The 25,763-nt window shown below is 69.2% G+C and carries 29 protein-coding genes; 15 read left to right on the top strand and 14 right to left on the bottom strand.

From position 1 onward, the window contains the following. Positions 1 to 15 precede the first annotated feature (15 nt). Genes accB through aat form a run of 3 tightly spaced genes read left to right on the top strand, consistent with a single transcriptional unit; the run spans position 16 to position 2,568 of the window. Positions 16 to 537: an acetyl-CoA carboxylase biotin carboxyl carrier protein gene (accB, locus tag L632_RS0121430; RefSeq protein WP_028711154.1), complete on the top strand. Its 522-nt coding sequence runs from the start codon at positions 16 to 18 to the stop codon at positions 535 to 537. 7 nt (positions 538 to 544) lie between these two features. Continuing rightward, entirely contained in the window at positions 545 to 1,894 is a 1,350-nt protein-coding gene (accC, locus tag L632_RS0121425; protein WP_028711155.1) for an acetyl-CoA carboxylase biotin carboxylase subunit, read from the top strand. A gap of 35 nt (positions 1,895 to 1,929) precedes the next feature. After that, positions 1,930 to 2,568 (top strand): leucyl/phenylalanyl-tRNA--protein transferase, encoded by a 639-nt coding sequence (gene aat, locus L632_RS0121420; RefSeq protein ID WP_028711156.1) that lies wholly within the window; start codon positions 1,930 to 1,932, stop codon positions 2,566 to 2,568. Here the strand turns inward: aat and L632_RS0121415 are convergent. The 5 genes from L632_RS0121415 to L632_RS0121395 all read right to left on the bottom strand — a co-directional run bounded on the left by L632_RS0121415 (position 2,532) and on the right by L632_RS0121395 (position 6,470). Beyond that, complete coding sequence (locus L632_RS0121415) at positions 2,532 to 3,035, bottom strand: DUF2155 domain-containing protein (RefSeq protein ID WP_028711157.1); 504 nt, start codon at positions 3,033 to 3,035, stop codon at positions 2,532 to 2,534. The genes aat and L632_RS0121415 overlap by 37 nt on opposite strands. Continuing rightward, positions 3,032 to 3,502 (bottom strand): outer membrane lipid asymmetry maintenance protein MlaD, encoded by a 471-nt coding sequence (mlaD, locus tag L632_RS0121410; RefSeq protein ID WP_028711158.1) that lies wholly within the window; start codon positions 3,500 to 3,502, stop codon positions 3,032 to 3,034. The genes L632_RS0121415 and mlaD overlap by 4 nt, the downstream gene beginning before the upstream one ends. Positions 3,503 to 3,506: 4 nt before the next feature. Then, positions 3,507 to 3,881 carry an NADH:ubiquinone oxidoreductase subunit NDUFA12 gene (locus L632_RS0121405; RefSeq protein ID WP_028711159.1) on the bottom strand — a complete coding sequence of 125 codons (375 nt, stop codon included), beginning with the start codon at positions 3,879 to 3,881 and terminating at the stop codon, positions 3,507 to 3,509. A gap of 532 nt (positions 3,882 to 4,413) precedes the next feature. After that, positions 4,414 to 5,679 (bottom strand): ATP-dependent Clp protease ATP-binding subunit ClpX, encoded by a 1,266-nt coding sequence (clpX, locus tag L632_RS0121400; RefSeq protein ID WP_028711160.1) that lies wholly within the window; start codon positions 5,677 to 5,679, stop codon positions 4,414 to 4,416. A 161-nt stretch (positions 5,680 to 5,840) separates the two neighbouring features. Next, positions 5,841 to 6,470 carry an ATP-dependent Clp protease proteolytic subunit gene (locus tag L632_RS0121395; protein WP_028711161.1) on the bottom strand — a complete coding sequence of 210 codons (630 nt, stop codon included), beginning with the start codon at positions 6,468 to 6,470 and terminating at the stop codon, positions 5,841 to 5,843. A gap of 196 nt (positions 6,471 to 6,666) precedes the next feature. On the opposite strand from L632_RS0121395, the gene pth reads away from it, so the two are divergent. The 3 genes from pth to L632_RS0121380 are packed head-to-tail and all read left to right on the top strand — an operon-like array spanning position 6,667 to position 8,800. Continuing rightward, the gene (pth, locus tag L632_RS0121390; protein ID WP_028717574.1) at positions 6,667 to 7,374 is read left to right on the top strand and encodes an aminoacyl-tRNA hydrolase; all 708 of its coding nucleotides are present in this window, start codon (positions 6,667 to 6,669) and stop codon (positions 7,372 to 7,374) included. Further along, positions 7,371 to 8,426, top strand: a complete 1,056-nt coding sequence (locus L632_RS0121385) for a DUF2332 domain-containing protein (protein ID WP_028711163.1) — start codon at positions 7,371 to 7,373, stop codon at positions 8,424 to 8,426. Before pth ends, L632_RS0121385 begins: the two co-directional genes overlap by 4 nt. After that, entirely contained in the window at positions 8,426 to 8,800 is a 375-nt protein-coding gene (locus tag L632_RS0121380) for a DUF2237 family protein (protein WP_156929395.1), read from the top strand. The genes L632_RS0121385 and L632_RS0121380 overlap by 1 nt, the downstream gene beginning before the upstream one ends. On the opposite strand, the gene L632_RS0121375 is transcribed toward L632_RS0121380, so the two are convergent. Further along, on the bottom strand, positions 8,797 to 9,156 hold the full coding sequence (locus L632_RS0121375; protein ID WP_198019299.1) for a YigZ family protein: 360 nt from the start codon (positions 9,154 to 9,156) through the stop codon (positions 8,797 to 8,799). The genes L632_RS0121380 and L632_RS0121375 overlap by 4 nt on opposite strands. Further along, positions 9,153 to 9,575: a Fur family transcriptional regulator gene (locus tag L632_RS0121370; protein ID WP_036699121.1), complete on the bottom strand. Its 423-nt coding sequence runs from the start codon at positions 9,573 to 9,575 to the stop codon at positions 9,153 to 9,155. Before L632_RS0121370 ends, L632_RS0121375 begins: the two co-directional genes overlap by 4 nt. 105 nt (positions 9,576 to 9,680) lie before the next feature. Here L632_RS0121370 and L632_RS0121365 point away from each other — a divergent pair, with 105 nt between their 5' ends. Genes L632_RS0121365 through L632_RS0121350 form a run of 4 tightly spaced genes read left to right on the top strand, consistent with a single transcriptional unit; the run spans position 9,681 to position 13,135 of the window. Then, complete coding sequence (locus L632_RS0121365; protein ID WP_051416106.1) at positions 9,681 to 10,586, top strand: metal ABC transporter substrate-binding protein; 906 nt, start codon at positions 9,681 to 9,683, stop codon at positions 10,584 to 10,586. Continuing rightward, positions 10,579 to 11,448 (top strand): manganese/iron ABC transporter ATP-binding protein, encoded by an 870-nt coding sequence (locus L632_RS0121360; RefSeq protein ID WP_028717573.1) that lies wholly within the window; start codon positions 10,579 to 10,581, stop codon positions 11,446 to 11,448. Before L632_RS0121365 ends, L632_RS0121360 begins: the two co-directional genes overlap by 8 nt. Then, positions 11,445 to 12,305, top strand: a complete 861-nt coding sequence (locus L632_RS0121355; protein WP_028711169.1) for a metal ABC transporter permease — start codon at positions 11,445 to 11,447, stop codon at positions 12,303 to 12,305. The genes L632_RS0121360 and L632_RS0121355 overlap by 4 nt, the downstream gene beginning before the upstream one ends. Then, positions 12,302 to 13,135, top strand: coding sequence for a metal ABC transporter permease (locus L632_RS0121350; protein ID WP_028717572.1), 834 nt, complete (start codon positions 12,302 to 12,304; stop codon positions 13,133 to 13,135). Before L632_RS0121355 ends, L632_RS0121350 begins: the two co-directional genes overlap by 4 nt. Here L632_RS0121350 and L632_RS0121345 read toward each other — a convergent pair. After that, on the bottom strand, positions 13,132 to 13,875 hold the full coding sequence (locus tag L632_RS0121345) for an SDR family oxidoreductase (protein ID WP_028717571.1): 744 nt from the start codon (positions 13,873 to 13,875) through the stop codon (positions 13,132 to 13,134). The genes L632_RS0121350 and L632_RS0121345 overlap by 4 nt on opposite strands. A gap of 14 nt (positions 13,876 to 13,889) precedes the next feature. After that, positions 13,890 to 15,335, bottom strand: a complete 1,446-nt coding sequence (locus L632_RS0121340; protein ID WP_028711172.1) for an aldehyde dehydrogenase family protein — start codon at positions 15,333 to 15,335, stop codon at positions 13,890 to 13,892. A gap of 125 nt (positions 15,336 to 15,460) precedes the next feature. Between L632_RS0121340 and L632_RS0121335 the strand changes: the two genes are divergently transcribed. Next, the gene (locus L632_RS0121335; RefSeq protein ID WP_028711173.1) at positions 15,461 to 16,165 is read left to right on the top strand and encodes a VIT family protein; all 705 of its coding nucleotides are present in this window, start codon (positions 15,461 to 15,463) and stop codon (positions 16,163 to 16,165) included. Here the strand turns inward: L632_RS0121335 and L632_RS0121330 are convergent. From L632_RS0121330 to L632_RS0121310, 5 genes are all read right to left on the bottom strand, one after another. After that, positions 16,162 to 16,917, bottom strand: a complete 756-nt coding sequence (locus tag L632_RS0121330; RefSeq protein WP_028711174.1) for an ABC transporter ATP-binding protein — start codon at positions 16,915 to 16,917, stop codon at positions 16,162 to 16,164. The two genes, L632_RS0121335 and L632_RS0121330, sit on opposite strands and share 4 nt — an antisense overlap. A 46-nt stretch (positions 16,918 to 16,963) precedes the next feature. Continuing rightward, positions 16,964 to 17,818, bottom strand: coding sequence for an ABC transporter ATP-binding protein (locus L632_RS0121325; protein ID WP_028711175.1), 855 nt, complete (start codon positions 17,816 to 17,818; stop codon positions 16,964 to 16,966). After that, positions 17,815 to 18,720: a nickel transporter permease gene (gene nikC, locus L632_RS0121320; RefSeq protein ID WP_028711176.1), complete on the bottom strand. Its 906-nt coding sequence runs from the start codon at positions 18,718 to 18,720 to the stop codon at positions 17,815 to 17,817. Before nikC ends, L632_RS0121325 begins: the two co-directional genes overlap by 4 nt. Then, positions 18,717 to 19,709 (bottom strand): ABC transporter permease, encoded by a 993-nt coding sequence (locus tag L632_RS0121315; protein ID WP_028711177.1) that lies wholly within the window; start codon positions 19,707 to 19,709, stop codon positions 18,717 to 18,719. The genes nikC and L632_RS0121315 overlap by 4 nt, the downstream gene beginning before the upstream one ends. 108 nt (positions 19,710 to 19,817) lie before the next feature. Beyond that, positions 19,818 to 21,419 carry an ABC transporter substrate-binding protein gene (locus L632_RS0121310; protein WP_051476520.1) on the bottom strand — a complete coding sequence of 534 codons (1,602 nt, stop codon included), beginning with the start codon at positions 21,417 to 21,419 and terminating at the stop codon, positions 19,818 to 19,820. Between the two features lie 330 nt (positions 21,420 to 21,749). Between L632_RS0121310 and L632_RS0121305 the strand changes: the two genes are divergently transcribed. The 4 genes from L632_RS0121305 to L632_RS0121290 all read left to right on the top strand — a co-directional run bounded on the left by L632_RS0121305 (position 21,750) and on the right by L632_RS0121290 (position 25,729). After that, positions 21,750 to 22,973 carry a glutathionylspermidine synthase family protein gene (locus L632_RS0121305; protein ID WP_028711179.1) on the top strand — a complete coding sequence of 408 codons (1,224 nt, stop codon included), beginning with the start codon at positions 21,750 to 21,752 and terminating at the stop codon, positions 22,971 to 22,973. 3 nt (positions 22,974 to 22,976) lie between these two features. Continuing rightward, on the top strand, positions 22,977 to 23,639 hold the full coding sequence (locus L632_RS0121300; protein ID WP_051416108.1) for a DUF1190 domain-containing protein: 663 nt from the start codon (positions 22,977 to 22,979) through the stop codon (positions 23,637 to 23,639). 184 nt (positions 23,640 to 23,823) lie between these two features. After that, the gene (gene eda, locus L632_RS0121295) at positions 23,824 to 24,462 is read left to right on the top strand and encodes a bifunctional 4-hydroxy-2-oxoglutarate aldolase/2-dehydro-3-deoxy-phosphogluconate aldolase (RefSeq protein WP_028711181.1); all 639 of its coding nucleotides are present in this window, start codon (positions 23,824 to 23,826) and stop codon (positions 24,460 to 24,462) included. A gap of 7 nt (positions 24,463 to 24,469) precedes the next feature. Beyond that, a complete protein-coding gene (locus tag L632_RS0121290) occupies positions 24,470 to 25,729 on the top strand; it encodes an MFS transporter (protein ID WP_371256013.1) in 1,260 nt (419 codons plus the stop codon). The last annotated feature ends 34 nt before the right edge of the window (positions 25,730 to 25,763 follow it).

Raw genomic sequence — 25,763 nt, 5'->3', positions numbered from 1 at the left:
CATCCAGAGGACGGCATGAGCGACGAATCCAAGAACGCTGGTCACGAGAAGCGCCATCACGAGGGCGATGTCGCCTTCATCCAGGCCCTGGCCGAACTGCTCAATCGCAACGAGCTGACCGAGCTGACCGTCAAGCGCGAATATGACGAGAACGACCGGCTGACCGTCAGCCTCTCCAAGCAGAACAAGCAGATCATCCAGGCCATGGCCGCGCCCGCCGCCGCCCCGGCGCCCGCCGCTCCGGCCGCCCCCGCAGCCGCCGCCGCCCCGGCCCCGACCGGCAACGAGGACCCGGCCAGCCTGCCCGGCGTCGTCACCTCGCCCATGGTCGGCACCGCCTATCTGGCGCCCGAGCCCGGCGCGACGCCCTTCGTCAGCATCGGCCAGCAGGTCAAGGAGGGCGAGACGCTGATGATCGTCGAGGCGATGAAGACCATGAATCACATCCCCTCGCCCCGCTCGGGCACGGTCAAGCGCATCCTGGTCGACGACGGCAGCCCGGTCGAATTCGGCGCCCCCCTGATGGTCGTCGAGTGAGGCCGGGATGTTCGACAAGATCCTGATCGCCAACCGCGGCGAGATCGCGCTTCGCGTGATCCGCGCCTGCCGCGAGATGGGCATCGCCTCGGTCGCGGTGCATTCCACCGCCGATGCCGATGCCATGCATGTGCGCATGGCCGACGAATCGGTCTGCATCGGTCCGCCGCCCTCCACCGACAGCTACCTGTCGCAGCCGGCCATCATCTCGGCCTGCGAGATCACCGGTGCCCAGGCCATCCATCCCGGCTATGGCTTCCTCTCCGAGAATGCCGGCTTCGTGCAGATGGTCGAGGATCACGGCATCACCTTCATCGGCCCTTCGGCGGAACATATCCGCATCATGGGCGACAAGATCACCGCCAAGGAAACCGCGAAATCGCTGGGCATTCCGGTGGTGCCCGGCTCGGACGGCGGGGTGGCGGACGTGGCCGCGGCCCGGCAGATCGCCGCCCGGATCGGCTATCCGGTCATCATCAAGGCCACCGCCGGCGGCGGCGGGCGCGGCATGAAGGTCGCCCATGACGAGGCCGCGCTGGAAAACGCCTTCCGCACCGCCCGCGCCGAGGCCAAGGCGGCCTTCGGCAATGACGAGGTCTATATCGAGAAATACCTGCAGCGCCCGCGCCATATCGAGATCCAGGTCTTCGGCGACGGTCGCGGCCGCGCGGTGCATCTGGGCGAGCGCGACTGTTCGCTGCAGCGCCGCCACCAGAAGGTGCTGGAGGAAGCCCCCGGCCCGGTCATCACCGCCGAGCAGCGCGCCCGGATCGGCGGCATCTGCGCCAATGCCATGGCCAAGATCGGCTATCGCGGCGCCGGCACCATCGAGTTCCTGTTCGAGGACGGCGAATTCTATTTCATCGAGATGAACACCCGCCTGCAGGTCGAGCATCCGGTGACCGAGGCGATCTTCGGCGTCGATCTGGTGCGCCAGCAGATCCTGGTCGCCGCCGGCGAAGAGATGGAGTTCCGCCAGGAGGATCTGAAGATCTCCGGCCATGCCATCGAGGTGCGGATCAATGCCGAGAAACTGCCGAACTTCACCCCCTCGCCCGGCACCATCTCGCAATATCACGCGCCCGGGGGGCTGGGCGTGCGGATGGATTCGGCGATCTATGACGGCTATCGCATCCCGCCCTTCTACGACAGCCTGATCGGCAAGCTGATCGTGCACGGCCGCGACCGGGAGGAGGCGCTGGCGCGGCTGAACCGGGCGCTCGGCGAGCTGATCGTGGACGGGATCGACACCACCGTGCCGCTGTTCCGGGCGCTGATCGAGAATCCCGACATCCAGCGCGGCGATTATTCGATCCACTGGCTGGAACGCTGGCTGGCCGAGATGGCCGCCGCCTGACCGATGCGGCTGCCGGCGCGACAGAGGCCCTGCGCATGAGCGGGGGCCTGACCGCCGAACGGATGCTGGCCGCCTATGCCCAGGGCGTGTTCCCGATGGCGCAATCCGCCACGGATTCGCAACTCTACTGGTTCGAGCCGGCGCTGCGCGGCATCCTGCCGGTGGGCGGGGTGCATGTCTCGCGCTCGATGCGGCGCTTTCTGCGGCGCTGCGACTGGCGGGCGACCATCGACCAGGACTTCGCGGGCGTCGTCGAGGGCTGCGCCGACCGGGCCGAGACCTGGATCAACGCGCCGCTCTTCGCGCTCTACCAAGACCTGTTCCGCATGGGACACGCGCATTCGCTGGAGATCCGCGCCGGCGACGCGCTGATCGGCGGCATGTTCGGGCTGACGCTGGGCGGGGCCTTCTTTGCCGAAAGCATGTTCTCGCGCCGGACCAATGCATCGAAGGCGGCGCTGATCTGGATGTCCTCGCATCTGGCGCGCTGCGGCTTCACGCTGTGGGACACGCAATATCCCAGCCCGCACCTGGCCTCGATGGGCGGGCAGACCATCATGCGGATGGATTATCGCCGGCGGCTGGCGGCGGCGCTGCAGGTCCGGGCGGATTTCACCGCGCATGCGCTGCCCGGGCTTCAGGCCCTGGTGCAGGAAATCACCCAGACATCGTAACGCGAATCGTCCAGCGCCGAGAGCGCCGGGGACGAGGCGATCATCCAGCCGGCGAACAGCCGCGCATTGGCCCGGCTGTCGGTGATCGTCAGCTCGGCATAGGCGTCCGAGGTCGGGTCGGCGGCCGGATAGCGGCATTCGGCCAGGCTGACCTCGAGCCGGCCGAAGGCGACCGATTCCCCCACGGTCAGGGTGAAATCCTCGGTCCTGCCGGTGATCTTGTCGAGCCCGCGCAGTTGCGCGCCGCTGCCGCGCGCGGTTTCCGGGCCGCGGGCCTGCTCGGCCGCCCGCTGGCGCTCGGCTGCCGAGGGTTCGGCCGGGACCACCGCCTCGGGGTCGTCGCTGAAGGCCGGATCGACCATCAGCTGCTGATCCTCGGCCAGGTCCTCCTCCTCCGGAGACTGGGCCAGGGCGGGGCCGGCGGCCAGCAGCAGGCACAGGCAGGCGCGGGTCAGGATATGCGTCATTGGCCGTCCTCCGAACTTTGCGAATCCACGAATTTCATCATCAGCGAGATCAGGCTGACCGCGCCCTGCACATCCTCGATCTCGGCGCCGGGCTCGAGGTCCTCGGGCGCCCCGCCGGGCTGCAGCTCGATATAGGCGCCGCCCAACAGCCCGTCCGACTGGATCAGCGCGGCGCTGTCGGCGGGCAGCCGGATGGATTCGGGCAGGCGCAGCCGCGCCTCGGCCAGATAGGTCTGCGGGTTCAGGTCGACGGCGACGACCCGCCCGACCCGGACGCCCGCCACCCGCACATCGGTGCCGACCTCGATGCCGTCCACATTGGGAAAGGCCGCGCGCAGCTCATAGCCGCCGCCCAGCTGCGCGGCGAGCCGGCTGCCGCCCGAGGTGGACCAGACCAGAAAGCCGGCCGCCACGGCCAGAACGGCCGCGCCAACCCAAAGCTCGGCTCGTTCCGCGGCGCTGTTCATGGGCTTACTCGGGCTGCCAGGCGTCGTAGTCGCGGCGCTCGACCGGCTGGGCACGATAGAGCGAGCCGGCCGGATGATAGGCCGCCGGCGTGCCGGTCTGGTTCGGCTCATGCGGCTTTTCCCAGGGCTTGTGGGCCAGCGGCTCGCTGGTCGGTGGCTCCTGGAAGGTGTGGTGCAGCCAGCCGTGCCATTCCGGCGACACCCGGCTCGCCTCGGCTTCGCCGTTATAGATTACCCAGCGCCGCTTGCCGTCGCGGGACTGGTAATAGATGTTGCCCTGATCGTCCTCTCCGACCTTTGCGCCGTAAAGCTTGGTCCAGACCTGGGTGTTCAGGGTCTGGCTGTTCCACCAGGTCAGAAAGCGAAGCAGAAACGACATGGGTGCGAACCTCTTCATAGGGTGTCGGCCGAGATATGGCGCAAGTTGCGGCCAAGGTCCAGAGAGGCTTGGACCGCCAGCCGCCGGCGGACGGATCGCCGCAGGGCCTCGCCGGCCGCGAGCCCCGACAAGCGGTGCCCGCCCTGCCCGTTACGGCGCCGAGGCGTTTCGCCTGTCCCAATCCCGAAACGCGGCCGCGCCGCCACAGTAAACCCCGAAGCGGCAGCCGACCGCGCGGCGCCGCGAGCGGCAAAGCGATCCTGACCCAAGACCGGTCGCATCCTTCATCGGCGGCGCGGCGGCTGCGGTTTCTCGGCAAGCTCAGCACCCCGCCCACAGCCTGCGGCCGCGACATGCGGCGCCTGCCGTGCTGACCATCCACGCGATCGACACGCTTGCGCGAACAGCCGGCAATGCGGGCGGCACGGCCGATGATGGCGCGGGCCCTCCCGGCGCCCTGGCAAAGACCGTTGCCGCACCTCGGCCGCGCCCTGCCGGCCAGCCCGTCTGGCCCGTTGCTGCGCCTTGCGCGTCAGCCCGCGGTCGCGGTTTCCTTTTTCGCATCCGTGTGGATCAGCAGCGGCTTGGCCGTGGGATTGTCCACCGCCTCCTCGTTGACCACCACCTCCTCGACGCTGTCCATGCCGGGCAGGTCGAACATGGTGTCGAGCAGGATGTCCTCCATGATCGAGCGCAGCCCGCGGGCGCCGGTCTTGCGCTTGATGGCGCGGCGGGCGATGGCGGTCAACGCGTCCTCGGTAAAGGTCAGCTTCACGCCCTCCAGATCGAAGAGCCGCTGATACTGCTTGACCAGCGCGTTCTTGGGCTGGGTCAGGATGGTGATCAGCGCCGATTCGTCCAGGTCGCCCAGGGTGGCGATGACCGGCAGGCGGCCGACGAATTCCGGGATCAGGCCGAATTTCAGCAGATCCTCGGGTTCGAGCTGCTTGAAGAGCTCGCCCACGCCCTTGTCGTCGTCTTCCTTGACCGCGGCACCGAAGCCCATCGCCGTGCCCTTGTTGCGCTGCGCGATGATGCGGTCCAGCCCGGCGAAGGCGCCGCCGCAGATGAACAGGATGTTGGTCGTGTCCACCTGCAGGAATTCCTGCTGCGGATGCTTGCGCCCGCCCTGGGGCGGCACCGAGGCGACCGTGCCCTCCATGATCTTCAGCAGCGCCTGCTGCACGCCCTCGCCCGAAACGTCGCGGGTGATCGAGGGATTGTCGGACTTGCGGGTGATCTTGTCGACCTCGTCGATATAGACGATGCCGCGCTGCGCCCGCTCGACGTTGTATTCGCTGGCCTGCAGCAGCTTCAGGATGATGTTTTCCACATCCTCGCCGACATAGCCTGCCTCGGTCAGCGTGGTGGCGTCGGCCATGGTGAAGGGCACGTCCAGGATGCGCGCCAGCGTCTGGGCCAGCAGCGTCTTGCCGCAGCCGGTCGGGCCGATCAGCAGGATGTTCGACTTCGCCAGCTCGATATCGCTCTTGGAGCTGTGGTTCAGCCGCTTGTAGTGGTTGTGCACCGCGACCGAGAGCACGCGCTTGGCATGTTCCTGGCCGATGACGTAATCGTCCAGCACGTTGCAGATCTCGCGCGGGCTGGGCACGCCGTCGCCGGACTTCAACGCCGAAGTCTTGGTCTCTTCGCGGATGATGTCCATGCAAAGCTCGACGCATTCATCGCAGATGAACACGGTCGGACCGGCAATCAGCTTGCGCACCTCATGCTGGCTCTTGCCGCAGAAGCTGCAGTAGAGCGTGTTCTTGCTGTCGCCGCCGGTCGGATTGGCCATCAGTTCATCCTCGTATTGCCCCGGAGGCCCGGCAAAAGCGCCGGACGACCGCCTGTTTCGGACGTGGTCGGACCACGTCCCGCGTCGCCATCATGTTACGAGCCACCCCGGCCCGTCACAATCCCCAAAACGCCAGCCCCGGCAGCTTCCCGAAGCCGTGATCACTTGTCCGGCTCGGCCTTGCCGCGCGCCGTCAGGATCTCGTCGATCAGACCCCAGTCCTTGGCTTCCTGGGGCGACATGAAGCGGTCGCGCTCCAGCGCCTCCTCGACCTCCTCCAGGGTGCGGCCGGTATGGGCGACATAGATCTCGTTCAGGCGGCGCTTGAGCTTTTCGGTCTCGCGCGCGTGGATCAGGATGTCGGTGGCCTGGCCCTGGAAGCCGCCCGAGGGCTGGTGCACCATGATGCGGCTGTTCGGAAGCGAGAAGCGATGCCCCGGCTGGCCGGCGCACAGAAGCAGCGAGCCCATCGAGGCGGCCTGCCCGACCACCAGGGTCGAGACGCGCGGCTTGATGTATTGCATCGTGTCATAGATCGACAGGCCCGCGGTCACCACGCCGCCGGGGCTGTTGATATACATGCTGATGTCCTTGGTCGGGTTCTCCGCCTCGAGGAACAGGAGCTGCGCCGAGATCAGCGTCGCCATGCCGTCATGCACCGGGCCGGACAGGAAGATGATCCTTTCCTTCAGCAGGCGCGAGAAGATGTCATAGGCACGTTCGCCGCGGCTGGTCTGTTCGACGACCATGGGGACGAGCGTGTTCATGTAGAATTCTGCCGGATCGTGCATGTCTGTCCTTGCTTTTGTCCCTGCCTGGCCTGCCCGTTTCGCGATTCGTCCCAAGGGCCTTGTCCCCTGGGACCGCTCTTAGACGCGAAAGGTTGACAGAGTCTTAGTAACGCCGGGCCGCGAGGACAAGAGAGCGATAAAATTTGCCCCTTTCCGGCCAGGCCGGTAATCTGGCGCCCGAGCGACGGAGAGACGCATGAAACTGATCGTCGGCCTGGGCAATCCGGGCGCGAAATACGCAGCCAACCGGCACAATGTGGGCTTCATGGCGGTGGAGCGCATCGCCTCGGACCACGGCTTCACCCCCTGGCGCAGCCGCTTCCAGGGCGAGGTTTGCGAGGGCCGGCTGGGCGAGGAGCGGGTCGCCCTGCTCAAGCCCGGCACCTTCATGAACCTGTCCGGCCAGTCGGTCGGCGAGGCGATGCGCTATCTGAAGCTCACGCCCCAGGACGTGATCGTGCTGCATGACGAGCTGGACCTCGCGCCGGGCAAGGTGCGGCTCAAGACCGGCGGCGGACATGCCGGGCATAACGGGCTGCGCTCGCTGCACCAGCATATCGGCGAGGGCTATCGCCGGCTGCGCATCGGCATCGGCCATCCCGGCGACAAGGACCGCGTCGCCGGCTACGTGCTGTCGGATTTCGCCAAGGCCGAGCAGGCCGGGCTGGACGACCTGCTGCGCGGCATCTCGGACGGGGCGGCGGCGCTGGCCGCCGGCGAGGATGCGCGCTTCATGAACGCGGTCGCGGCGCGGGTGGCGCCGGCGCGCAACAGCGGCACGCGGCCGGACCTGCCCGGCAAGGCGTCGCCGGCCAAGCCCGCGGCGAAACCCGCCAACGATTCCGCCGCCGAGCCGCCCAGCCTTTCCGACCGCCTGAGGGCGCTGACCGAGCGGTTCCGGTGACCGCCTGGCGCGCGGCATTCGCCCTGCAGGCCGAAGCCTGCCGCGCGCTCGGCTCTCCCCTGACGGCGCGGGTCTGCGAGCAGCTGGCGCTGATCCTGGCCGGGGATGACGGGGCGCTGGCGCGCCGGGTGCGGACATGGCCCGGCGATGCCAGCCACCGCGCCGACTCGGTGCCGCTGCGGCTTTGCGGGGCGCTGCACGCGCTGGTCCTGACCGGACGCGACCCGGAACTCGCCCAGGCCTATGCCGAACCCGACGATGACCGGCTGCATGACAGGATTTCACAGGCAATTCATCACGATGAAGCGCATATGCTCGAATGGGTCGAGCATGCGCCGCAGACCAACGAGGTCGCCCGGGCCGCGGCGCTGATCGCGGCCTGCTGGTTTATCGGCGCCCTGCTGCCCGGGCGCCGCTTCGACCTGCTGGAGCTGGGCGCCAGCGCGGGACTCAACCTGAACTTTCCACGATACCGGCTTGGGGATGCAGAGGAATACGCCCCGTCCCTGCTGGCCGACGAGGGGGAGTCCGTCTGGCTGAACCCGCAATGGCGCGGCGCGGCCCCGCCCCCTGCGGCGCTGGCGATCGGCGCGGCCCGCGGCGTGGACCTGAACCCGCTGGACCCGGCGCGGGACGGGCTGCGGCTGCTGGCCTATGTCTGGGCGGATCAGCGGGCGCGGCTGGAGCGGATGCAGGCGGCGCTGGCGCTGGCCGGGCGGCATCCGCCGCGGGTGGATCGCGGCGATGCCGGCGCATGGCTCGCGGCCCGGCTTGCCGAGCCTTGCGCGCATGGCAGGCTTGTCTATCATACCGTGGCGGCGCAGTATTTTCCCGCCCCCACGCGGGCGCTCGTCGAATCCGCGCTGCGGGCCGCCGGGGACGGGGCAAGTCCCGACCGGCCGCTGGCGCATCTGTCGATGGAGGCCGATGGCGGCGAGGGCGCGGCGCTGGTCCTGCGACTCTGGAGCGGCGGCGGGATGCGCGAATGGAGCCTCGGCCGGGCGGATTTCCACGGCCGCTGGATCGGCTGGCAGCCGAAGGAGACCCTGTGATGGACCCCGCGCTCAACGTTCTTGGCGGCAGGCTCGAGACCTGCTCGACCGCGCCGCTGACCGGATTCTTCCGCGACGGCTGCTGCAATACCGGCCCCGAGGATCGCGGCCGGCACACGGTCTGCGTCATCGTCACCGCCGAGTTCCTGGCGCTGTCGAAATACCTGGGCAACGACCTGAGCACGCCGCGGCCCGAATTCCGCTTTCCGGGGCTGAAGCCGGGCGACCGCTGGTGTCTTTGCGCGGCCCGCTTCCTGCAGGCGGCGCAGGAATTCGCCGCGCCCGAGGTGGTGCTGGAGGCCACCCATGCCCGCACGCTGGAGATCGTGCCGCTGGAGCTGCTGCAGGCCCATGCGGTCGGACGCGAAGGCTAGCGCCCGCTTTGCGCCAGATAATGCCGCACCGCATCGACGACGTGGCGAAAGCGGTCGCCGCCCAGATGCTTGCCGCCATACCAGCGCGTCACGATCACCACATGGTCGGTCAGCCCGGCGCGTTCCAGCATCTGCAGGATGATCTGGCCGGCGCCGCTTTCGCCGTCGTCGTCGCGCAGCGCCTCGCCCGACAGGATCGCGGCCCAGCTGTTATGCGTGGCCTTGGCGAAACGCTTGTTGCGCTTCAGCTCGGCCAGCAGCGCCTCGGCCTCGGCCCGGGTCCGCGCCGGCCCGCCCGACACCGCATAGCGCGAGCCACGATCCGAGATGATCTTGTCGAAGACCGTCAGGCTCATCGGCGGCGCCGGACGTAAAGCTCCAGCCGGTGGCGGACGATCTCGTAGCCCATCTCGGCGGCGATCTCGGCCTGCAGCCGCTCGATGCGCTCGTTGACGAATTCCATCACCTCGCCGGTCTCGACGTCGATCATGTGGTCGTGATGGGTGCCGTCGGCGGGCTCGAACCGCGCCGGCTCGCCCTCGAATTCCAGCTTCTGGATCACGCCCTGCGCCTCAAGCGCGGAAAGCGTGCGATAGACCGTCGCCAGCGACACCCCAGCCCCGGCGGCCGTCGCCCGCTGATGCAGCTGCGTCGCGTCGGGATGATCCTCGGCCGCCGCCAGCACCCGCAGCAGCGCGGCGCGCTGACGGGTGATGCGCACGCCGGCACGGCGCAGCGCGTCCTCGAAGGCTTGGGCACGGGTCTCGATCTCCATGCGGTTTTCTGGCCCAGATGCGAAGAAATTGCAACTGGCTTGACAGTTGAGAATCATTCGCAGATAACAGCGGCAGAACGAGGCCCAGAGCAGAAGAATCGGATCATGAAACGCAGAACATTCCTGACCACGGCCCTTGCCGGGCTTGCCGCCCCCGCCATCCTTCCCGCCCCGGCGCTGGCGCAGGCAGGCCGGCTCAAGGTGGCGACCACCTTCACCATCATCGCCGACATGGCGCGCAACGTGGCGGGCGACCGGGCCGAGGTGGTCTCGATCACCAAGCCGGGGGCCGAGATCCACAATTACGAACCGACGCCCAGCGACCTGATCGGCGCCCGCGACGCCCGCCTGATCCTGCGCAACGGGCTGAACCTCGAGCTGTGGTTCGAGCAGTTCCTGCGCAACCTGGGCGACCTGCCCTCGGCCACGCTGACCGAGGGGATCGAGCCGATGCCGATCTCGGGCGGGCAATACGACGGCAAGCCCAACCCGCATGCCTGGATGGCGCTGGATACGGCGCTGGTCTATGTGGACAACATCGCCGCCGCCCTGTCCCAGGTCGATCCCGAGGGCGAGGGCAGCTATCGCGCCAACGCCGGCCGCTACAAGGGCGAGATCGCGCGCACCATCGGTCCGCTGCGCGACGCCGCCCGCGCCCTGCCCGAGGAGCGGCGCTGGCTGGTGACATCGGAGGGCGCCTTCTCTTACCTTGCGCGCGATTTCCACCTGAACGAGCTGTTCCTGTGGCCGATCAACGCCGATGCCCAGGGCACACCCCAGCAGGTGCGCCGCGTCGTCGATGCGATCAAGCAGCACCGGATCCCGGTGGTGTTCTCGGAAAGCACCGTCTCGGACCGCCCGGCCCGGCAGATCGCCGCCGAGACCGGGGCGCGCTATGGCGGGGTGCTTTACGTCGACAGCCTGTCCGATCCGGACGGGCCGGTGCCGACCTATCTGGACCTGCTGCGCGTGACGTCCGAGACCATCGTCAAGGGGCTGTCCGATGGATGACGCCCCCGGCATCGCGGTATCCAACCTGACGGTGGCCTATCGCAACGGCTTCACCGCCTTGCGCGATGCCAGCTTTTCGGTGCCGCAAGCCTCGGTCACGGCGCTGGTGGGGGTGAACGGCTCGGGGAAATCCACGCTGTTCAAGGCGCTGATGGGCTTTGTGCCGGCCGCCGCCGGCAAGGTGCGGGTGCTGGGCCTGACCGTGCCGCAGGCGCTGCGCCGGAACCTGATCGCCTATGTCCCGCAGGCCGAGGAGGTGGACTGGACCTTCCCGGTGCTGGTTGAGGACGTGGTGATGATGGGCCGCTACGGCCATATGGGCTTCCTGCGCCGCGCGCGGCCCGAGGACCGCCGCGCCGTGGACGAGGCGCTGGCGCGCGTGAACATGCAGGATTTCCGCCACCGCCAGATCGGCGAGCTTTCGGGCGGGCAGAAGAAGCGCGTCTTCCTGGCCCGGGCCTTGGCGCAGGGCGCCCGGGTCATCCTGCTGGACGAGCCCTTCACCGGCGTGGACGTCAAGACCGAATCCGCCATCATCGCGCTGTTGCAGCAGATGCGGGAGGAGGGGCGGGTCATGCTGGTCTCGACCCACGACCTCGGCTCGGTGCCGGAATATTGCGACCGGGTGGTTCTGGTGAAGAACACCGTGCTGGCCCATGGGCCGACGGCCGAGGTCTTTACCCCCGACAACCTGCGCCTGGCCTTCGGCGGCGTGCTGCGGCATTTCGTGCTGGGCGGGCGGCGCCTGCATGACGACGACGATCCGCGCGCGCTGACCGTGCTGTCGGACGACGAGCGGCCGCTGGTCTTCTACGACGACAGGCAGCGCAGCGCGCGCGAGGAAGAGGCGGCCTCGAAATGATCCGCACGCTGCTGGTGCCCTTCGAATACGGCTACATGACCAATGCGATCTGGGTCTCGGCCCTGGTCGGCGGGGTCTGCGCCTTCCTCTCGGCCTATCTGATGCTCAAGGGCTGGTCGCTGATCGGCGACGCGCTGTCGCATTCCATCGTGCCGGGCGTCGCCGGGGCCTACATGCTGGGCCTGCCCTTCGCGCTGGGGGCGTTCCTGTCGGGCGGGCTTGCCGCGCTGACCATGCTGTTCCTGAACAAGCGCAGCGGATTGCGCGAGGACGCGATCATCGGGCTGATCTTCACCGGCTTCTTCGGGCTGGGGCTGTTCATGGTCTCGCTCAATCCGATGGCGGTCAGCGTGCAGACCATCACCATGGGCAACATCCTGGCGATCACCCCCGGCGATACGCTGCAGCTGGCGCTGATCGGCGGCCTTTCGCTGCTGATCCTGGCGGCGAAATGGCGCGACCTGATGGTGGTGTTCTTCGACGAGAGCCATGCCCGCACCGTCGGGCTGAACCCACAGGCGCTGAAGGTGCTGTTCTTCACCCTGCTTTCGGCCTGCACGGTGGCGGCAATGCAGACCGTCGGCGCCTTCCTGGTCGTGGCGCTGGTGGTGACGCCGGGCGCGACCGCCTATCTGCTGACCGACCGCTTTCCGCGGCTGATCCTGATCTCGGTGGCCATCGGCTCGACCACCTCGGCGCTGGGGGCCTATGTCTCGTTCTTCCTCGACGGCGCGACCGGCGGGGTGATCGTCTGCCTGCAGACGCTGATCTTCCTGGCCGTCTTCCTGCTGGCGCCCAAGCATGGCCTGCTCGCCGCCCGCCGCCGGGCCCGCGCGGCGCTGGAGGAGGCCGCATGATGGACTGGCTGCTGCTGCCGTTTTCCTTTCCCTTCATGCGCGACGCGGCGCTGATCGGGCTGATGATCGCCCTGCCCGCCGGGCTTCTGTCCTGCTTCCTGGTGCTCAAGGGCTGGTCGCTGATGGGCGATGCCGTCAGCCATGCGGTGCTGCCGGGCGTGGTGCTGGCCCATGTCGCCGGCCTGCCGCTGATCCTTGGCGCCTTCCTGGCCGGGCTGGGCTGCGCCATGCTGTCGGGCTGGCTGCAGGGCAACAGCCGGGTCAAGGCCGACACGGTGCTGGGCGTGGTCATGTCGGGCATGTTCGGGCTGGGGGTGGTGCTTTACACCGCCATCCGGACCGACCTGCACCTGGATCACATCCTGTTCGGCAACATGCTGGGCGTCGGCCCCGAAGACCTGCGGCTGGCCGGCGGCATCTCGGCCGTGGTCGGGCTGGCGCTGGTGCTGAAATGGCGGGACTTCGCGCTTCTGGCCTTCGACCCGGTGCAGGCGCGGGTCTCGGGGCTGGCGCTGGCCGTGCTGAATTACGGCCTGCTTGCCATGATCTCGGCCACCGTCGTCGCCATGCTCAGCGCGGTCGGCATCATCCTGGCGGTGGCGCTGCTGATCGCGCCGGGGGCGGTGGCCTTCCTGGTCACGCGGCGGCTGCCGCCCATGCTGGCCACCGGGGTCGGCGTCGCGGCCTTCGCGGCGGTCAGCGGGGTCTGGGCCAGCTTCTGGCTGAACAGCGCGCCTGCACCGACCGTCGTGCTGGTGCTGACGGCGCTGTTCGTGCTGGCCTTCCTGTGGCGCAGCATCGCCACGCGGCGCGCGCAGGCAGCGGGCTAGACCGTCCGCCCGCCATCGACCTCGAGGATGACGCCGGTGATGAAATCGGCCTCGTCCGAGGCCAGGTAAAGCGCCGCGTTGGCGATGTCGCGCGGCGTCGACAGCCGGCCCAGCGGGATGGTGGCAAGGAAGCGGGCGCGGTTCTCGGGCGTGTCCTCGCAGCCCATGAACCGCTCCAGCATCCCGGTCTCGCCCATCACCGGGGCGATGGCGTTCACCCGGATGCCCTCGGGCGCCAGTTCCGCCGCCAGGCTGCGGGTCAGGGTGTTCACCGCGCCTTTCGAGGAGTTATACCAGCTCAGCCCCGGACGCGGCCTTATGCCGGCGGTCGAGCTGACATTGATCATCACCCCCTGCCCGCGCGCGCGCCAATGCGGCAGCACGGCATGGGTCATGTGAAAGATCGACAGCACGTTGATGTCGTAGATCTTGCGGAACGCCGCCTCGTCCGTGTCGAGCAGCGGGCCGTTCGGCGTGGTCCAGCCGGCATTGTTCACCACGATGTCGAGGCTGCCGAAGCTCTCGCGCGCCTTCTCCACCGCCGCCCGGACCTGATCGCCCCGGCTCACGTCGCAGGGGATGGCGAGGCCCTCGATGCCCGAGGCCACCGCCCCGGCGGTGTCGGCGTTGATGTCCAGCACCGCCACCCGCGCGCCCTCGCGCGCGAAACGCTCGGCAATGCCGCGCCCGAAGCCCGAACCGCCGCCGGTCACCAATGCCGTCTTGCCCTGAAGCCGCATATTTTCTCCCCCTTTTATGCGAAACGATGAACGACGGTTTTCAGCCGCGAGAATTCGTAAAGCGCGACGAAGCCCTTTTCGCGCCCATGGCCGGATTTGCGCACCCCGCCGAAGGGCAGTTCGATCCCGCCGCCGGCGCCGTAGCCGTTGATGAAGACCTGCCCGCAGCGCATGGCGCGGGCCATGCGCGCCTGCCGGTCGCCGTCGCGCGTCCAGATGCCGGCGACCAGCCCGTATTCGGTGCCGTTGGCGATGGCCACCGCCTCGGCCTCGGTGTCGAAGGGGATGGCGGCCAGCACCGGGCCGAAGATCTCTTCCTGCGCCAGCGGGCTTTGGGGATCGACCGGCCCGAACAGCGCCGGCGCGACATAGAAGCCCGCCGCCGGCGCATCCGCGGCCACGGCACCGCGCGCGATCAGCGGGGCTGCGGCCTCGGCGATGTAACGTTCGACCCGCGCCTTCTGCCGGGCCGAGATCAGCGGGCCCAGCAGCGCGCCCTCGGCCGGCCCGGCCACGACCGCGGCGAAGCGTTCGGCCAGCATCGCCATCAGCCGGTCCCAGATGCCGCGCTGGATCAGCACGCGCGAGCCGGCCGAGCAGGTCTGGCCGCCGTTCTGCACGATGGCATTGACGATGACCGGGGCCGCGGCCTCAAGATCGGCATCCTCGAAGACGATCTGCGGCGACTTGCCGCCCAGTTCCAGCGTGCAGGGAATGTGGTTGCGCGCCGCCGCGATCTGGATGGCCTGCCCGGCCTCGGGCGACCCGGTGAAGCTGATGAAATCGACGCCGGGATGCTCGGCCAGCGCCTGGCCCGCCACCGCGCCGCGCCCGGTGACGATGTTGATGGCGCCGGGCGGAAAGCCGGTTTCGGCCGCCAATTCGCCGATGCGCAGGATGGTCAGGCAGGCATCCTCGGCCGGCTTGGTCACCGTCGCGTTGCCCATGGCCAGCGCCGCCCCGACCGAGCGGCCGAAGATCTGCACCGGATAGTTCCAGGGGATGATATGACCGGTGACGCCATGCGGCTCGCGCAGCGCCGTCACGTCATAGCCGTTCAGGAACGGGATCACCTCACCATGCAGCTTGTCCGCCGCACCGCCGTAATATTCGAAATAGCGCGCCAGCGCCGCCATGTCGGCGCGGGACTGGGCGACGGGCTTGCCGTTGTCGTGGGTTTCCAGCCGGGCAAGCGCCTCGGCCTCGGCCTCGATGCGCAGGGCCAGGCGCAGCATCAGCCGGCCGCGCTCGGCGGCGGTCAGCCGGCCCCAATCGCCCTCGAAGGCGGCGCGGGCGGCGCGGATCGCGACGTCGACATCCTCCGGCCCGGAATCGGCGATGGTGGCGAAGGGCCGGCCGTCGATGGGCGAGATCATCGGCATCTCGCGTCCCGAGGCGGCCGGCAGCCAGGCGCCGCCGATCAGGTTCCGCGCGGGCGGCAGGGTCGGGCCGTGCTGCATTCTTGCCTCCTTTTCGGCGGGATTCGTCCGCCGCCAGCGTGACGGCGCCGGTCGCGGGACGCAAGGCTGGCAAATGCGGTCCGGGCCGTTAAGCTGGCCCGAAACAGCAATAGCCGAGGACCCCGATGACCCAGCCGAGCGCCCATCCCGACGATCCGCATTACGTCAGCCGCATGGGCTGGCTGCGCGCCTCGGTGCTGGGGGCGAATGACGGCATCGTCTCGGTGGGGGCGCTGATCGTCGGGGTGGCGGCGGCCGATCCGGGGCCCGAGGCGATCCTGATCGCCGGGCTGGCCGGGCTGGTCGCCGGGGCGATGTCCATGGCCATGGGCGAATATGTCTCGGTCAGCTCGCAATCGGATACCGAGCGCGCCGATATCGCCCGCGAGCATGCAGCCCTGCGCGAGATGCCCGAGGAAGAGCTGCACGAGTTGGCCGCGATCTACGAATCGCGGGGCATGACGCCCGGCACCGCCCTGCAGGCCGCGCGCGAGGTGACCGAGCATGACGGGCTGGCTGCGCATGTGCGCGACGAGCTGGGGCTCAGCGAGGCCTCGAACGCCAATCCGCTGCAGGCGGCGCTGGCCTCGGCCGCGACCTTCAGCATCGCGGCGGCGGTGCCGCTGCTGGCGGCGATCCTGGCGCCGGGCGGCGCGGTCATCGCCAGCGTGCTGGTCGCCGTGGTGGCGGCGCTGGGGGTGCTGGGCGCGCTGGGGGCCTGGGCCGGCGGCGCACCGCCCGGCCGGGCGGTGCTGCGGGTGATCCTGGGCGGCATCGTGGCGCTGGCGGTCACCGCCGGGATCGGCAAGCTGGTCGGGGTGGCGGTCTAGGCGTCGCGGCTGTAGCCGGTGCTGGCGGCGATCAGCGCCCGGGCGTAATCGCCCTGCGCCCGCTGGGCGCGCAGGGCGGCGGCATCCATCTCTTCGACGATCCGGCCTTCGCGCATCACCGCCAGCCGGTCGCACATATGCGCCACCACCGCCAGGTCGTGGCTGACCATCACATAGGTCAGCCCGCGTTCGGCCCGGATATCGCAGAGCAGGTTCAGGATCTCGGCCTGCACGCTGACATCCAGCGCCGAGGTCGGCTCGTCCAGCAGCAGAAGCTGCGGCTCCGCCGCCAGCGCCCGGGCGATCGCGACGCGCTGGCGCTGGCCGCCGGAAAGCTGATGCGGATAGCGGAAGCGAAAGCCCTGCCCCAGCCCGACCTGGTCCAGAAGCCGGGCGATGCGCCGGTCGATGCCGTCCATGCCCTGCAGGCGCAGGGTTTCCGACAGGACCCGGTCCACGGAATGGCGCGGATGCAGGCTGGCATAGGGATCCTGGAACACCATCTGCACCGTCTTGTGGAAGCCGCGCGAGCGGCGGCGGCCGGCGATGACCTCTCCCGCCACCTCGATGCGGCCGGACCAGCTGTCGATCAGCCCGGCGACGGCGCGCAGGATGGTCGACTTGCCCGAGCCGCTTTCGCCGACGAGGCCGAAGCTTTCGCCCCGCGCGACGGTAAAGCTGGCGGATCGGACCGCATCGACGCGCTCGGGCGCATGGCCGAACCAGACGTCCAGATTCTCGACCGTCAGCATGGGCGGCACCGGTGCGGATGAGTATTTGGAAAACGGTGAAGGGCCATCACGGGGCTCCCGCCGGCGGGGCGTCGCGCCAGTCCTGTTGCCTTTGCAGGACCGCGAGCCGGTCCACCGGCCGGTCAAGCCGCGGCAGGCTGTTCAGGAGGCCCTGGGTATAGGGGTGTTTCGCGGCATGCAGGTCGCGGGCGGGCAGTTCCTCGACCACGCGGCCCGCATACATGATGAGGACGCGGTCGCAGAACTGCGCCACCAGGTTCAGGTCGTGGCTGATGAAGATCAGCCCCATGCCGCGGGCAGAGACCAGCCGGTCCAGGATGCGCAGCACCTCGTTCCTGACCGAGACGTCCAGCGCCGAGGTCGGCTCGTCCGCGATCAGGATCTCGGGGTCCGGGGCCAGCATCATCGCGATCATGATGCGCTGGCCCATGCCGCCCGAGACCTCGTGCGGATAGGCGTGAAAGACTCGCTCGGGATCGCGGATCTGCACGGCGCGCAGCATTTCCAGCGCCTTGTCGCGGGCCGCGGCGCGGCTTTCGCCGCTATGCAGCCGGTAGCCCTCCATGATCTGCCGGCCCACGGTCATCACCGGGTTCAGGCTGAACTTGGGGTCCTGCATCACCATGCTGATGCGCGCGCCGCGCAACCGGCGCATGCGCCGCTCGGGCAGGTTCAGGATCGATTGGCCGCCAAGCTCCATGCGCCCGGCCGCGACCGTGCCCGGCGGGCGCACCAAGCCGAGGATGGCGCGGCCGGTCATCGACTTGCCCGAGCCGCTTTCGCCGACCACGCCCAGCCTTTCGCGGCCAAGGTCGAAGCTGACGCCGCGCACCGCCTCGAAACGGCCCGAGCGGGTCGGGAAGCTGACGCGCAGGTCCCGGACGGAAAGCAGCGGGGTCATTCCCGGCCCCCCTTGGGGTCCAGCACGTCGCGCAAGCCGTCGCCGAGCAGGTTGAAGGCCAGGCTGACGACGAAGATCGCCATGCCGGGCATGGCCGCGACCCACCAGAAGTCCAGGATATAGGTGCGCCCGTCCGAGATCATCGCGCCCCATTCCGGCATCGGCGGCTGCGCGCCGAGGCCGAGGAAGCCTAGCCCGGCGGCGGAGAGGATGATCCCCGCCATGTCCAGCGCCACCCGTACGATCAGCGAGCTGACGCAGAGCGGCCAGACATGGCCGATCAGCAGCCGCAGCGGCCCTGCGCCCTGCAGCCGGGCGGCGGCGATATAGTCGGTATTGCGGATGGTCAGCGTCTCGGCCCGCGCCAGGCGCGCATAGGGCGGCCATGAGGTGATCGCCAAGGCCAGCACCGCGTTGCCGATGCCGGGGCCGAGCGCCGCGACGAAGGCCAGCGCCAGGATCAGCTTGGGAAAGGCCAGGAAGATGTCGGTGATGCGCATCAGCACCTGATCGACCCAGCCGCCGGCGAAACCCGCCACCGTGCCGACGAAAAGCCCGATCACCGGCGCGATCAGCGCCACCGTGCCGACGATGAACAGCGTCACGCGCGAGCCGTGGATCAGCCGCGACAGGATGTCCCGCCCCAGCGCGTCCGTGCCCAGCCAGTGCTGCGCCGAAGGCGGCTTCAGCCGCTCGGCCAGGTTCTGGGCATAGGGATTCTGCGGCGCGATCCAGGGCGCGAAGGCGGCGACCAGCACCAGCAGGACCAGGATCGCCAGCCCGACCATGGCCAGCCGGTTGGCGCGAAAGGTCAGCCAGCCCTGGTAGATCGCCCCCAGACGCGCCTGCCGCCGGGTCTGCGGCGCGTCGGACAGAAGCCATGCGCGGGTCGTCTCGGTCATGTCGCCCTCGGGTCCAGCAGGCGGTAGAGGATGTCGGACAGCAGGTTCAGCGCCACGAAGCAGGTGCCGACCACCACCGTGCCGCCCAGCACCGCGTTCATGTCGCCGGCCAGCAGCGCCTTGGTGATGTATTGGCCGATGCCGGGCCAGGAGAACACGATCTCGGTCAGCACCGACCCTTCCAGAAGCGAGCCGAAGCTGAGCGCGATCACCGTGATCAGCGGCACAAGGATGTTGCGGAAGGCATGGCCCCAGACCACCCGCCGCTCGGACAGGCCCTTGACGCGGGCGGTGACGACATATTCCGCCGAAAGCTGCTCCAGCATGAAGCTGCGCGTCATGCGGCTGATATAGGCGAGGCTGAAATAGCCGAGCAGACTGGCCGGCAGCACGATATGGCTGAAGGCGTCGCGGAAGGCGGCCCAGTCGCCGGCGACTAGGCTGTCGACCAGGATCAGCCCGGTGACCGTCGGCACCATGCCGTCGTATATGATGCCCTGCCGGCCCGGCCCGCCGACCCAGCCGAGGATGCCGTAGAACAGCAGAAGCCCCATCAGCCCCAGCCAGAAGATCGGCATGGAATAGCCCACTAGCGCCACCACGCGGGCGATCTGGTCGATCCAGCCGCCCCGGCGCGCCGCGGCGACCACGCCCAAGGGCACGCCCACGCAGACGCCGATCAGCGTGCCCAGCGTCGCCAACTCGACCGTCGCCGGGAACACCCGCCGCAGGTCCTGCGCCACCGGATGCCCGGTCGAGATCGAGCGGCCGAAATCGCCCTGCAGCACCTCGGCCATGTAGCGCAGGAACTGCTGCCAGATCGGCTTGTCCAGTCCCATGGCCTGGAAGGCCGCGTCATATTGCGCCTGTGTCGCGCGCTCGCCCACCACCTTCAGCACCGGGTCGATCGGCATGACCCGGCCGATGACGAAGGTGACCAGCAACAGGCCGAGCAGCGTCAGCGCCAGCGACAGCAGGATGCCGCCCAGGCTTCGCGCCCGGCGCCGCAGCCGCGCGCCCGGGCCGGGGGTTGCGCCGCCCGCCGGGGGCGGCGCGCCCTGTCCCGGCGGACCGGTCAGGTCGGGATGGACCACGACTTATTCCTTCGTCACCTGCCGATAGTTGACCGAGGTGACCGAACCGCCCGAGGTCCAGTTCTGCACGTTCTGCTGCATCGCCACCTGCTCGATCTTCTGGAACATCGGGATGATCGGTGCGATCTCTCGATACTGGCTCTGGATGTCCAGATACATCTGCACGCGCTTGTCGGTGTCGCCCTCCAGCGTGGCGGCCTCGACGGCGCGATTCATCTCCTCGGGCACCGCCCAGCTGTTGCGCCAGGCCAGCTGCGACAGGCCGGCATCGTCGGCATTGTTGGGATTATGGGCGAAGGTCGAGGCATTGGTGTTCGGGTCGGCGTAATCCGGGCCCCATTCGCCGATGAAGATCGGCACCTGCCGGGCGCGATAGGCGTCGAGCACCTGCGCCCCGGTCATCTGCTGGATCTCCAGCGTCAGGCCGACCTGCGCCATGGCCGCCTGCAGGGTCTGGGCCGCGTCGACATATTCGCGGATGTCGCGCACGATGGTCTTGACCGTGCCCGAGGTGATGCTGGCATCGGTCAGGATCTGGCGGGCCTTCTCGATGTCATGGGTCCAGGGGTTCTCGTCCGAGGCGCCCAGATAGCCCTCGGGCAGGAAGTTCTGGTGCACCTTCCACTGGCCCTTGAGGAAACTCGACTCCATGCCCGCGTAGTCGATCAGGTATTTCATCGCCTCGACCATCTCGGGCCGGGACAGCAGCGGATCCTTCTGGCTCAGCCCCATGTAGAGGATGCGGCCGCGCAGCTCGTCCGCGACCTTCAGCCTGTCGTTGCCGGCGATGCCATCGACATCCGTCGGGGTCAGGTTGCGGGCCACGTCGATATCGCCCTGTTCCAGCAGCAGCCGCTGGGCGCTGCTCTCCTGCACATGGCGCACGATCACTCGCTTCATCACCGGCGCGCCCTGCCAGTATTCCTCGTTGGCGGCCAGCTGCACCGCCTCGTTCGGCCGCCAGGCGGTCAGGGTGTAGGGCCCCGACCCCGCGCCGTTGGTGGACAGCCAGGCATTGCCGAAATCCTCGCCCTCGGCATGGCTCATCGCGGTTTCCTTGTCGATGACCGAGCCGACCTCGGAGGCCAGGCAGTTCAGCACGAAGCTTTGCGCATAGGGCTGGTCCAGCTGCAGGATCAGCCTGTTGCCGTCGAAGGTCACGCGCTCGTCCACGTTCTCGGCGGTGAAGCCGAACTGGTTCAGGATGAAGGCCGGCGACTTGTTCAGCTTGACGGCGCGCTGCAGCGACCAGGCGGCGTCCTCGGCCCGCACCGGGTTGCCGGAATGGAACTTCACCCCCTCGCGCATGGTCAGGGTGATGGTCTTGCCGTCCTCGCTGACCTCCCAGCTTTCCGCGAGGCTGGGCTTGATGCCGGCATTCAGGTCCAGCGGGTCGAAATCGACCAGCCGGTCATAGAGGCTGTGAACCACGTCCTGCCCCGAGAATTCGAAGCTCTGCCCGGGATCGAGGCTGATGATGTCGTCGATCTGATGGGCGATGACCAGCGTGTCGGCGGGGGTCTCGGCCCAGGCGGCCGGCGCCGCCACCCCCAGAGACATGGCCGAAGCCAGAAGCAGCGCGCGAAGCGGGAAACGGTTCTGCATGATGGATCATCCCTGTTGTCGCGCCCCGTCGCTCGCGGGGCTGGAATGGTAGCAGATTGGCGCGAAGCCCGGCCTGCCGCAAGCCCCGCGTGCCGGTGCCGAGATTTTCCCGCGCCGCGCCGCCACCGCCGTCCGGCGCGCTTCCGGTCCCGACGGGCCGGCGCTGGCCGGGTCCGGCCGCGGGCGGAGGCCGCGACGGATAACCGCCCCGCCTCGCGGCGCCTTGCCGCGCCGGCCGCCGGGCCCGCGTCGGCGGACCGCGCCCGAAAATCGCCATGCGGGGTTGCGCCCGCCCGGCCCACCGCCCTATCTCGGGCGGAAGGAGAGACCATGGAAAAACGCACCCTTCCCGAACGGCCCGGCTGGCGCGACGAGGCCAAGGAGCTCGGCTTCACCTTCGCCGACATGGGCGGCGAGCCCTATTGGGACGAGACCAGCGCCTATCGCTTCACCCTGCGCCAGATCGAGGAGGATATCGAGGCCCCCGCCACCGAGCTGCATGCGCTGTGCCGCGAGGCGGTGGACCGCGCCGTCCGCGACGAGGCCTGGCTGACCCGGCTGGACATCCCGCGCCAGCACTGGGACCTGATCGCATCGAGCTGGGCGCGCGGCGAACCCGAACTCTATGGCCGCATGGACCTCGCCTATGACGGCAGCGGCCCGGCGAAGCTACTGGAATACAATGCCGACACGCCGACCTCGCTCTACGAATCCGCCAGCTTCCAGTGGCTCTGGTTCGAACAGCAACAGGCGGCGGGGGTGCTGGGCGAGGATTGCGACCAGTTCAACAGCATCCACGAGGCGATCGTGGCGCGCTGGACGCAGATCTGCGCCGACGGCGAGGAGGTGCATTTCGCCGCCGATCCCGACAACCCCGAGGATTACGCCACCGTCGAGACCCTGGCCTGGGCCGCGCGCGAGGCGGGCCTGGGCGCGCATTTCACCGCGCTCCGGCAGATCGGCCTGACCGAGGAGGGCCAGTTCGCCGACGAGCAATCCCGGGTCATCGGCACGCTCTTCAAGCTCTACCCCTGGGAGGACATGCTGCGCGACGATTTCGCCGCGCATCTGCAAAGCTCGGGCACCCGCTTCATCGAGCCGCCCTGGAAGGCGATCCTGTCGAACAAGGCCATCCTGCCGCTGCTCTGGCAGATGTTCCCCGGCCATCCGAACCTGCTGCCGGCCTTCTTCCTCGCGGATGTGCAGGACGCGCTGTCCGGCGGCAGCCCCGCCCCCGCCGTGGCCCAGGCCTTCGAGGCGGCGCGCGACGCGCTGGCGCGCGGCCATGTGACCAAGCCGATCTTCTCGCGCGAGGGCGCGGGGGTCGTCATCCACGAACAGGGCCGCGAAACGGCGCGCACCGGCGACGACAGCTATTCGCACCACCCGATGATCCTGCAGGGCCTGGCGCCCCTGCCGGATTTCGGCGGCTTCCACCCGGTGCTCGGCGCCTGGATCGTCGGCGAAAACTGCTGCGGCCTCGGCCTGCGCGAGGATCGCTCGCGCATCACCCACAACCTGTCGCGCTTCAAGCCGCATTTCATCGAGGGCTGATCCATGACCGACGCATTTTCCCGTTCCAACCCCGTCCCCCGCCCCGCCCGCAGCCACAGCCTTCGCAAGCGCGGCCGCCATGTCGCGCTGGTGCTGGCCGGAACCGCCACCCTGGCGCTGGCCGGCTGCGAGGACGACCGCATGGACGCGCAAAGCTTTCCCGACCTGGAAAGCTGCATCGCCGCCAGCAAGCAGGAAACCCTGTGGTTCACCGAGGAGGACTGCCGCCAGAACTTCGCCGCCGCCCGGCAGGAATTCCTGGAAACCGCGCCGCGCTACGAATCGAAGGAACTGTGCGAGCAGGAGCATGGCGCCGGCAATTGCGGCGGCGACCCAACGCAGACGCAGGAGGCGCAGAATTCCGGCGGCGGCTTTTCCTTCATGCCGCTGCTGGTCGGCTACATGATGGGCTCGATGCTGTCGCGCGGCGGCGGCATCTCCTCGCAGCCGATGGTGAACACCGCCGACGGGCGCTATTCGACCCCCAAGGGCGACCAGAGCTTCGCCAGCAACCGCGGCGCCGGCAAGGTGCCGGCCACGACCTTCCAGCGCGCGCCCTCGACCATCGGCAAGCCGCCGATGAGCGCGGCCCAGGTCAGCCAGCGCGGCGGCTTCGGCGCCTCGGCCACCGCACGCTCGGGCGGGCGCAGCAGTTTCGGCGGCTGAGGGTTTCTTTCTTGCCGAAATATCCTCGGGGGTGAATTGCGGCGCCAGCCGCAAGAGGGGGCGGACAGCCCCCTTCCCCGGCAAAGCCGCCGACCAGGACGGCAGTTAACGCTAACACGAGCCCTTGCGCAACCGCGCGGAAAAGCGCAACCTGCCGGCAGTTTCCGCAAGAACGAGGCCCGCCATGACCCCCGAGACCCAGTCCCAGAACACCCGCGCGCTTTGCGAACTCGCCCCGGTGATCCCGGTCCTGGTCGTGGGCGATGCCGGCCGCGCCGAGGGGCTGGCCACGGCCCTGGTGGCCGGCGGCCTGCCGGTGCTCGAGGTGACCCTGCGCACCCCCGCCGCGCTCGACGTCATCCGCGAAATGGCCAAGGTCCAGGGCGGCCATGTCGGCGCCGGCACGGTGCTGACCCCCGAGGACGCAAGGCGCGCCAAGGATGCCGGGGCCAGCTTCGCCGTCTCGCCCGGCCTGACCGAGCGGCTGGCCCGGGCCTGCGAGGAGATCGGCCTGCCGCTGCTGCCCGGCGCCGTCACCGCCTCCGAGGTGATGCGGGCGATGGAACTGGGCTATTCCATGCTGAAATTCTTCCCGGCCGAGGCGGCGGGCGGGGCGAAATCGCTGAAATCCCTGGCCGGGCCGCTGCCGCAGGTCAGCTTCTGCCCGACCGGCGGCGTGACCCCGCAGAACGCCCCGGACTACCTGGCGCTGCCGAACGTGGTCTGCGTCGGCGGCAGCTGGATCGCGCCGGATGCCGATGTCGCCGCCGGCGATTGGGCGGCCATCGAAACCCGCGCCCGCGAGGCTTTCGGGCTGAGATGAGCCTGCGATGACCGCCCCCGACGCGACCACCCCCGGCGATGGCCAGCCGGTCCTGACCGGTTCAGACGCCATGCGCCGCGCCCGGCGCAATGTCGTCGTGCTGCTGCTGGCCCAGGCGCTTTTGGGGGCGCAGATGTCGATGATCTTCATCGTCGGCGGGCTGGCGGGCCAGATGCTCAGCCCCAACCCCTGCATCGCCACCCTGCCCCTGTCGATGATGATCCTGGGCTCGGCGCTGTCGGCCCGGCCGCTTTCGGGCTTCATGCGCCGGCATGGGCGGCGGGCGGGGTTCCTGCTCTCCTGCGGCTCGGCGGCGCTGGGGGCGGGTATCGCCGCCTATGCGCTGTCGGCGGGCAATTTCTGGCTTTTCACCGCCAGCGCGCTGTTCACCGGGGTCTATATGGCGGCGCAGGGCTTCTTCCGCTTTGCCGCCACCGATTGCGCCCCGCCCGAGTTCCAGTCGCGTGCCATCTCCTGGGTGCTGGCCGGGGGGCTTGCCGCCGCCTTCACCGGCCCGGTCCTGGTGCGCCTGACCGCCGAGCTGACTGCCATCCCCTTCCTGGCCACCTATGCCGCGATCATCGGGCTGAACCTGCTCGGGCCGGTGATCTTCGCCTTTCTCGACATCCCGCGCCCGCCGGCGCCCGCCAGGGGCCGCGCCCAGGGCCGGCCGCTGGGCGCGCTGCTGCGCGTGCCGCAGATCGCCGTGGCGATGATCTGCGGTATGGTCTCCTATGCGCTGATGAACCTGGTGATGACCTCGGCGCCGCTGGCGGTGGTCGGCTGCGGCTTCGCCACGGCGGACGCGGCGAACATCGTCTCGGGCCATGTGCTGGCGATGTTCGCGCCCTCGTTCTTCACCGGCCATCTGATCGCCCGTTTCGGCGCCACGCGCATCGTCATGCTGGGCCTGGCGATCCTGGCAGGCGCCGGCGCGGTGGCACTGTCGGGGGTGGAGCTCTCGCATTTCTTCCTGGCCATGATCCTGCTCGGGCTGGGCTGGAACTTCGGCTATATCGGCGCCACCGCCATGCTGACCCGCGCCTATCGCCCCGAGGAGCGCGAGCGGGTGCAGGGCCTGAACGACGCCGTGGTATTTTCCGGCGTGTTCCTGGCCTCGCTGTCCTCGGGCGGGCTGATGAACTGCATGGGCGGCTCGGCCCAGGCGGGCTGGAGCGCGGTCAACCTGGCCATGCTGCCCTTCCTGGTGCTGGCCGGCGGGGCGCTGCTCTGGCTGATGCTGCGGCCGCGGGAGGTCGCGCGGTAAGGGGGGCTCTGCCCCCCGCGCCTGCCGCACCCCT

This window comes from Paracoccus sp. J39, assembly GCF_000518925.1.
GTDB lineage: Bacteria > Pseudomonadota > Alphaproteobacteria > Rhodobacterales > Rhodobacteraceae > Paracoccus.
Note: the sequence above shows the minus strand (reverse complement) of the source record. Positions and strands in the feature narration are given on the sequence as shown.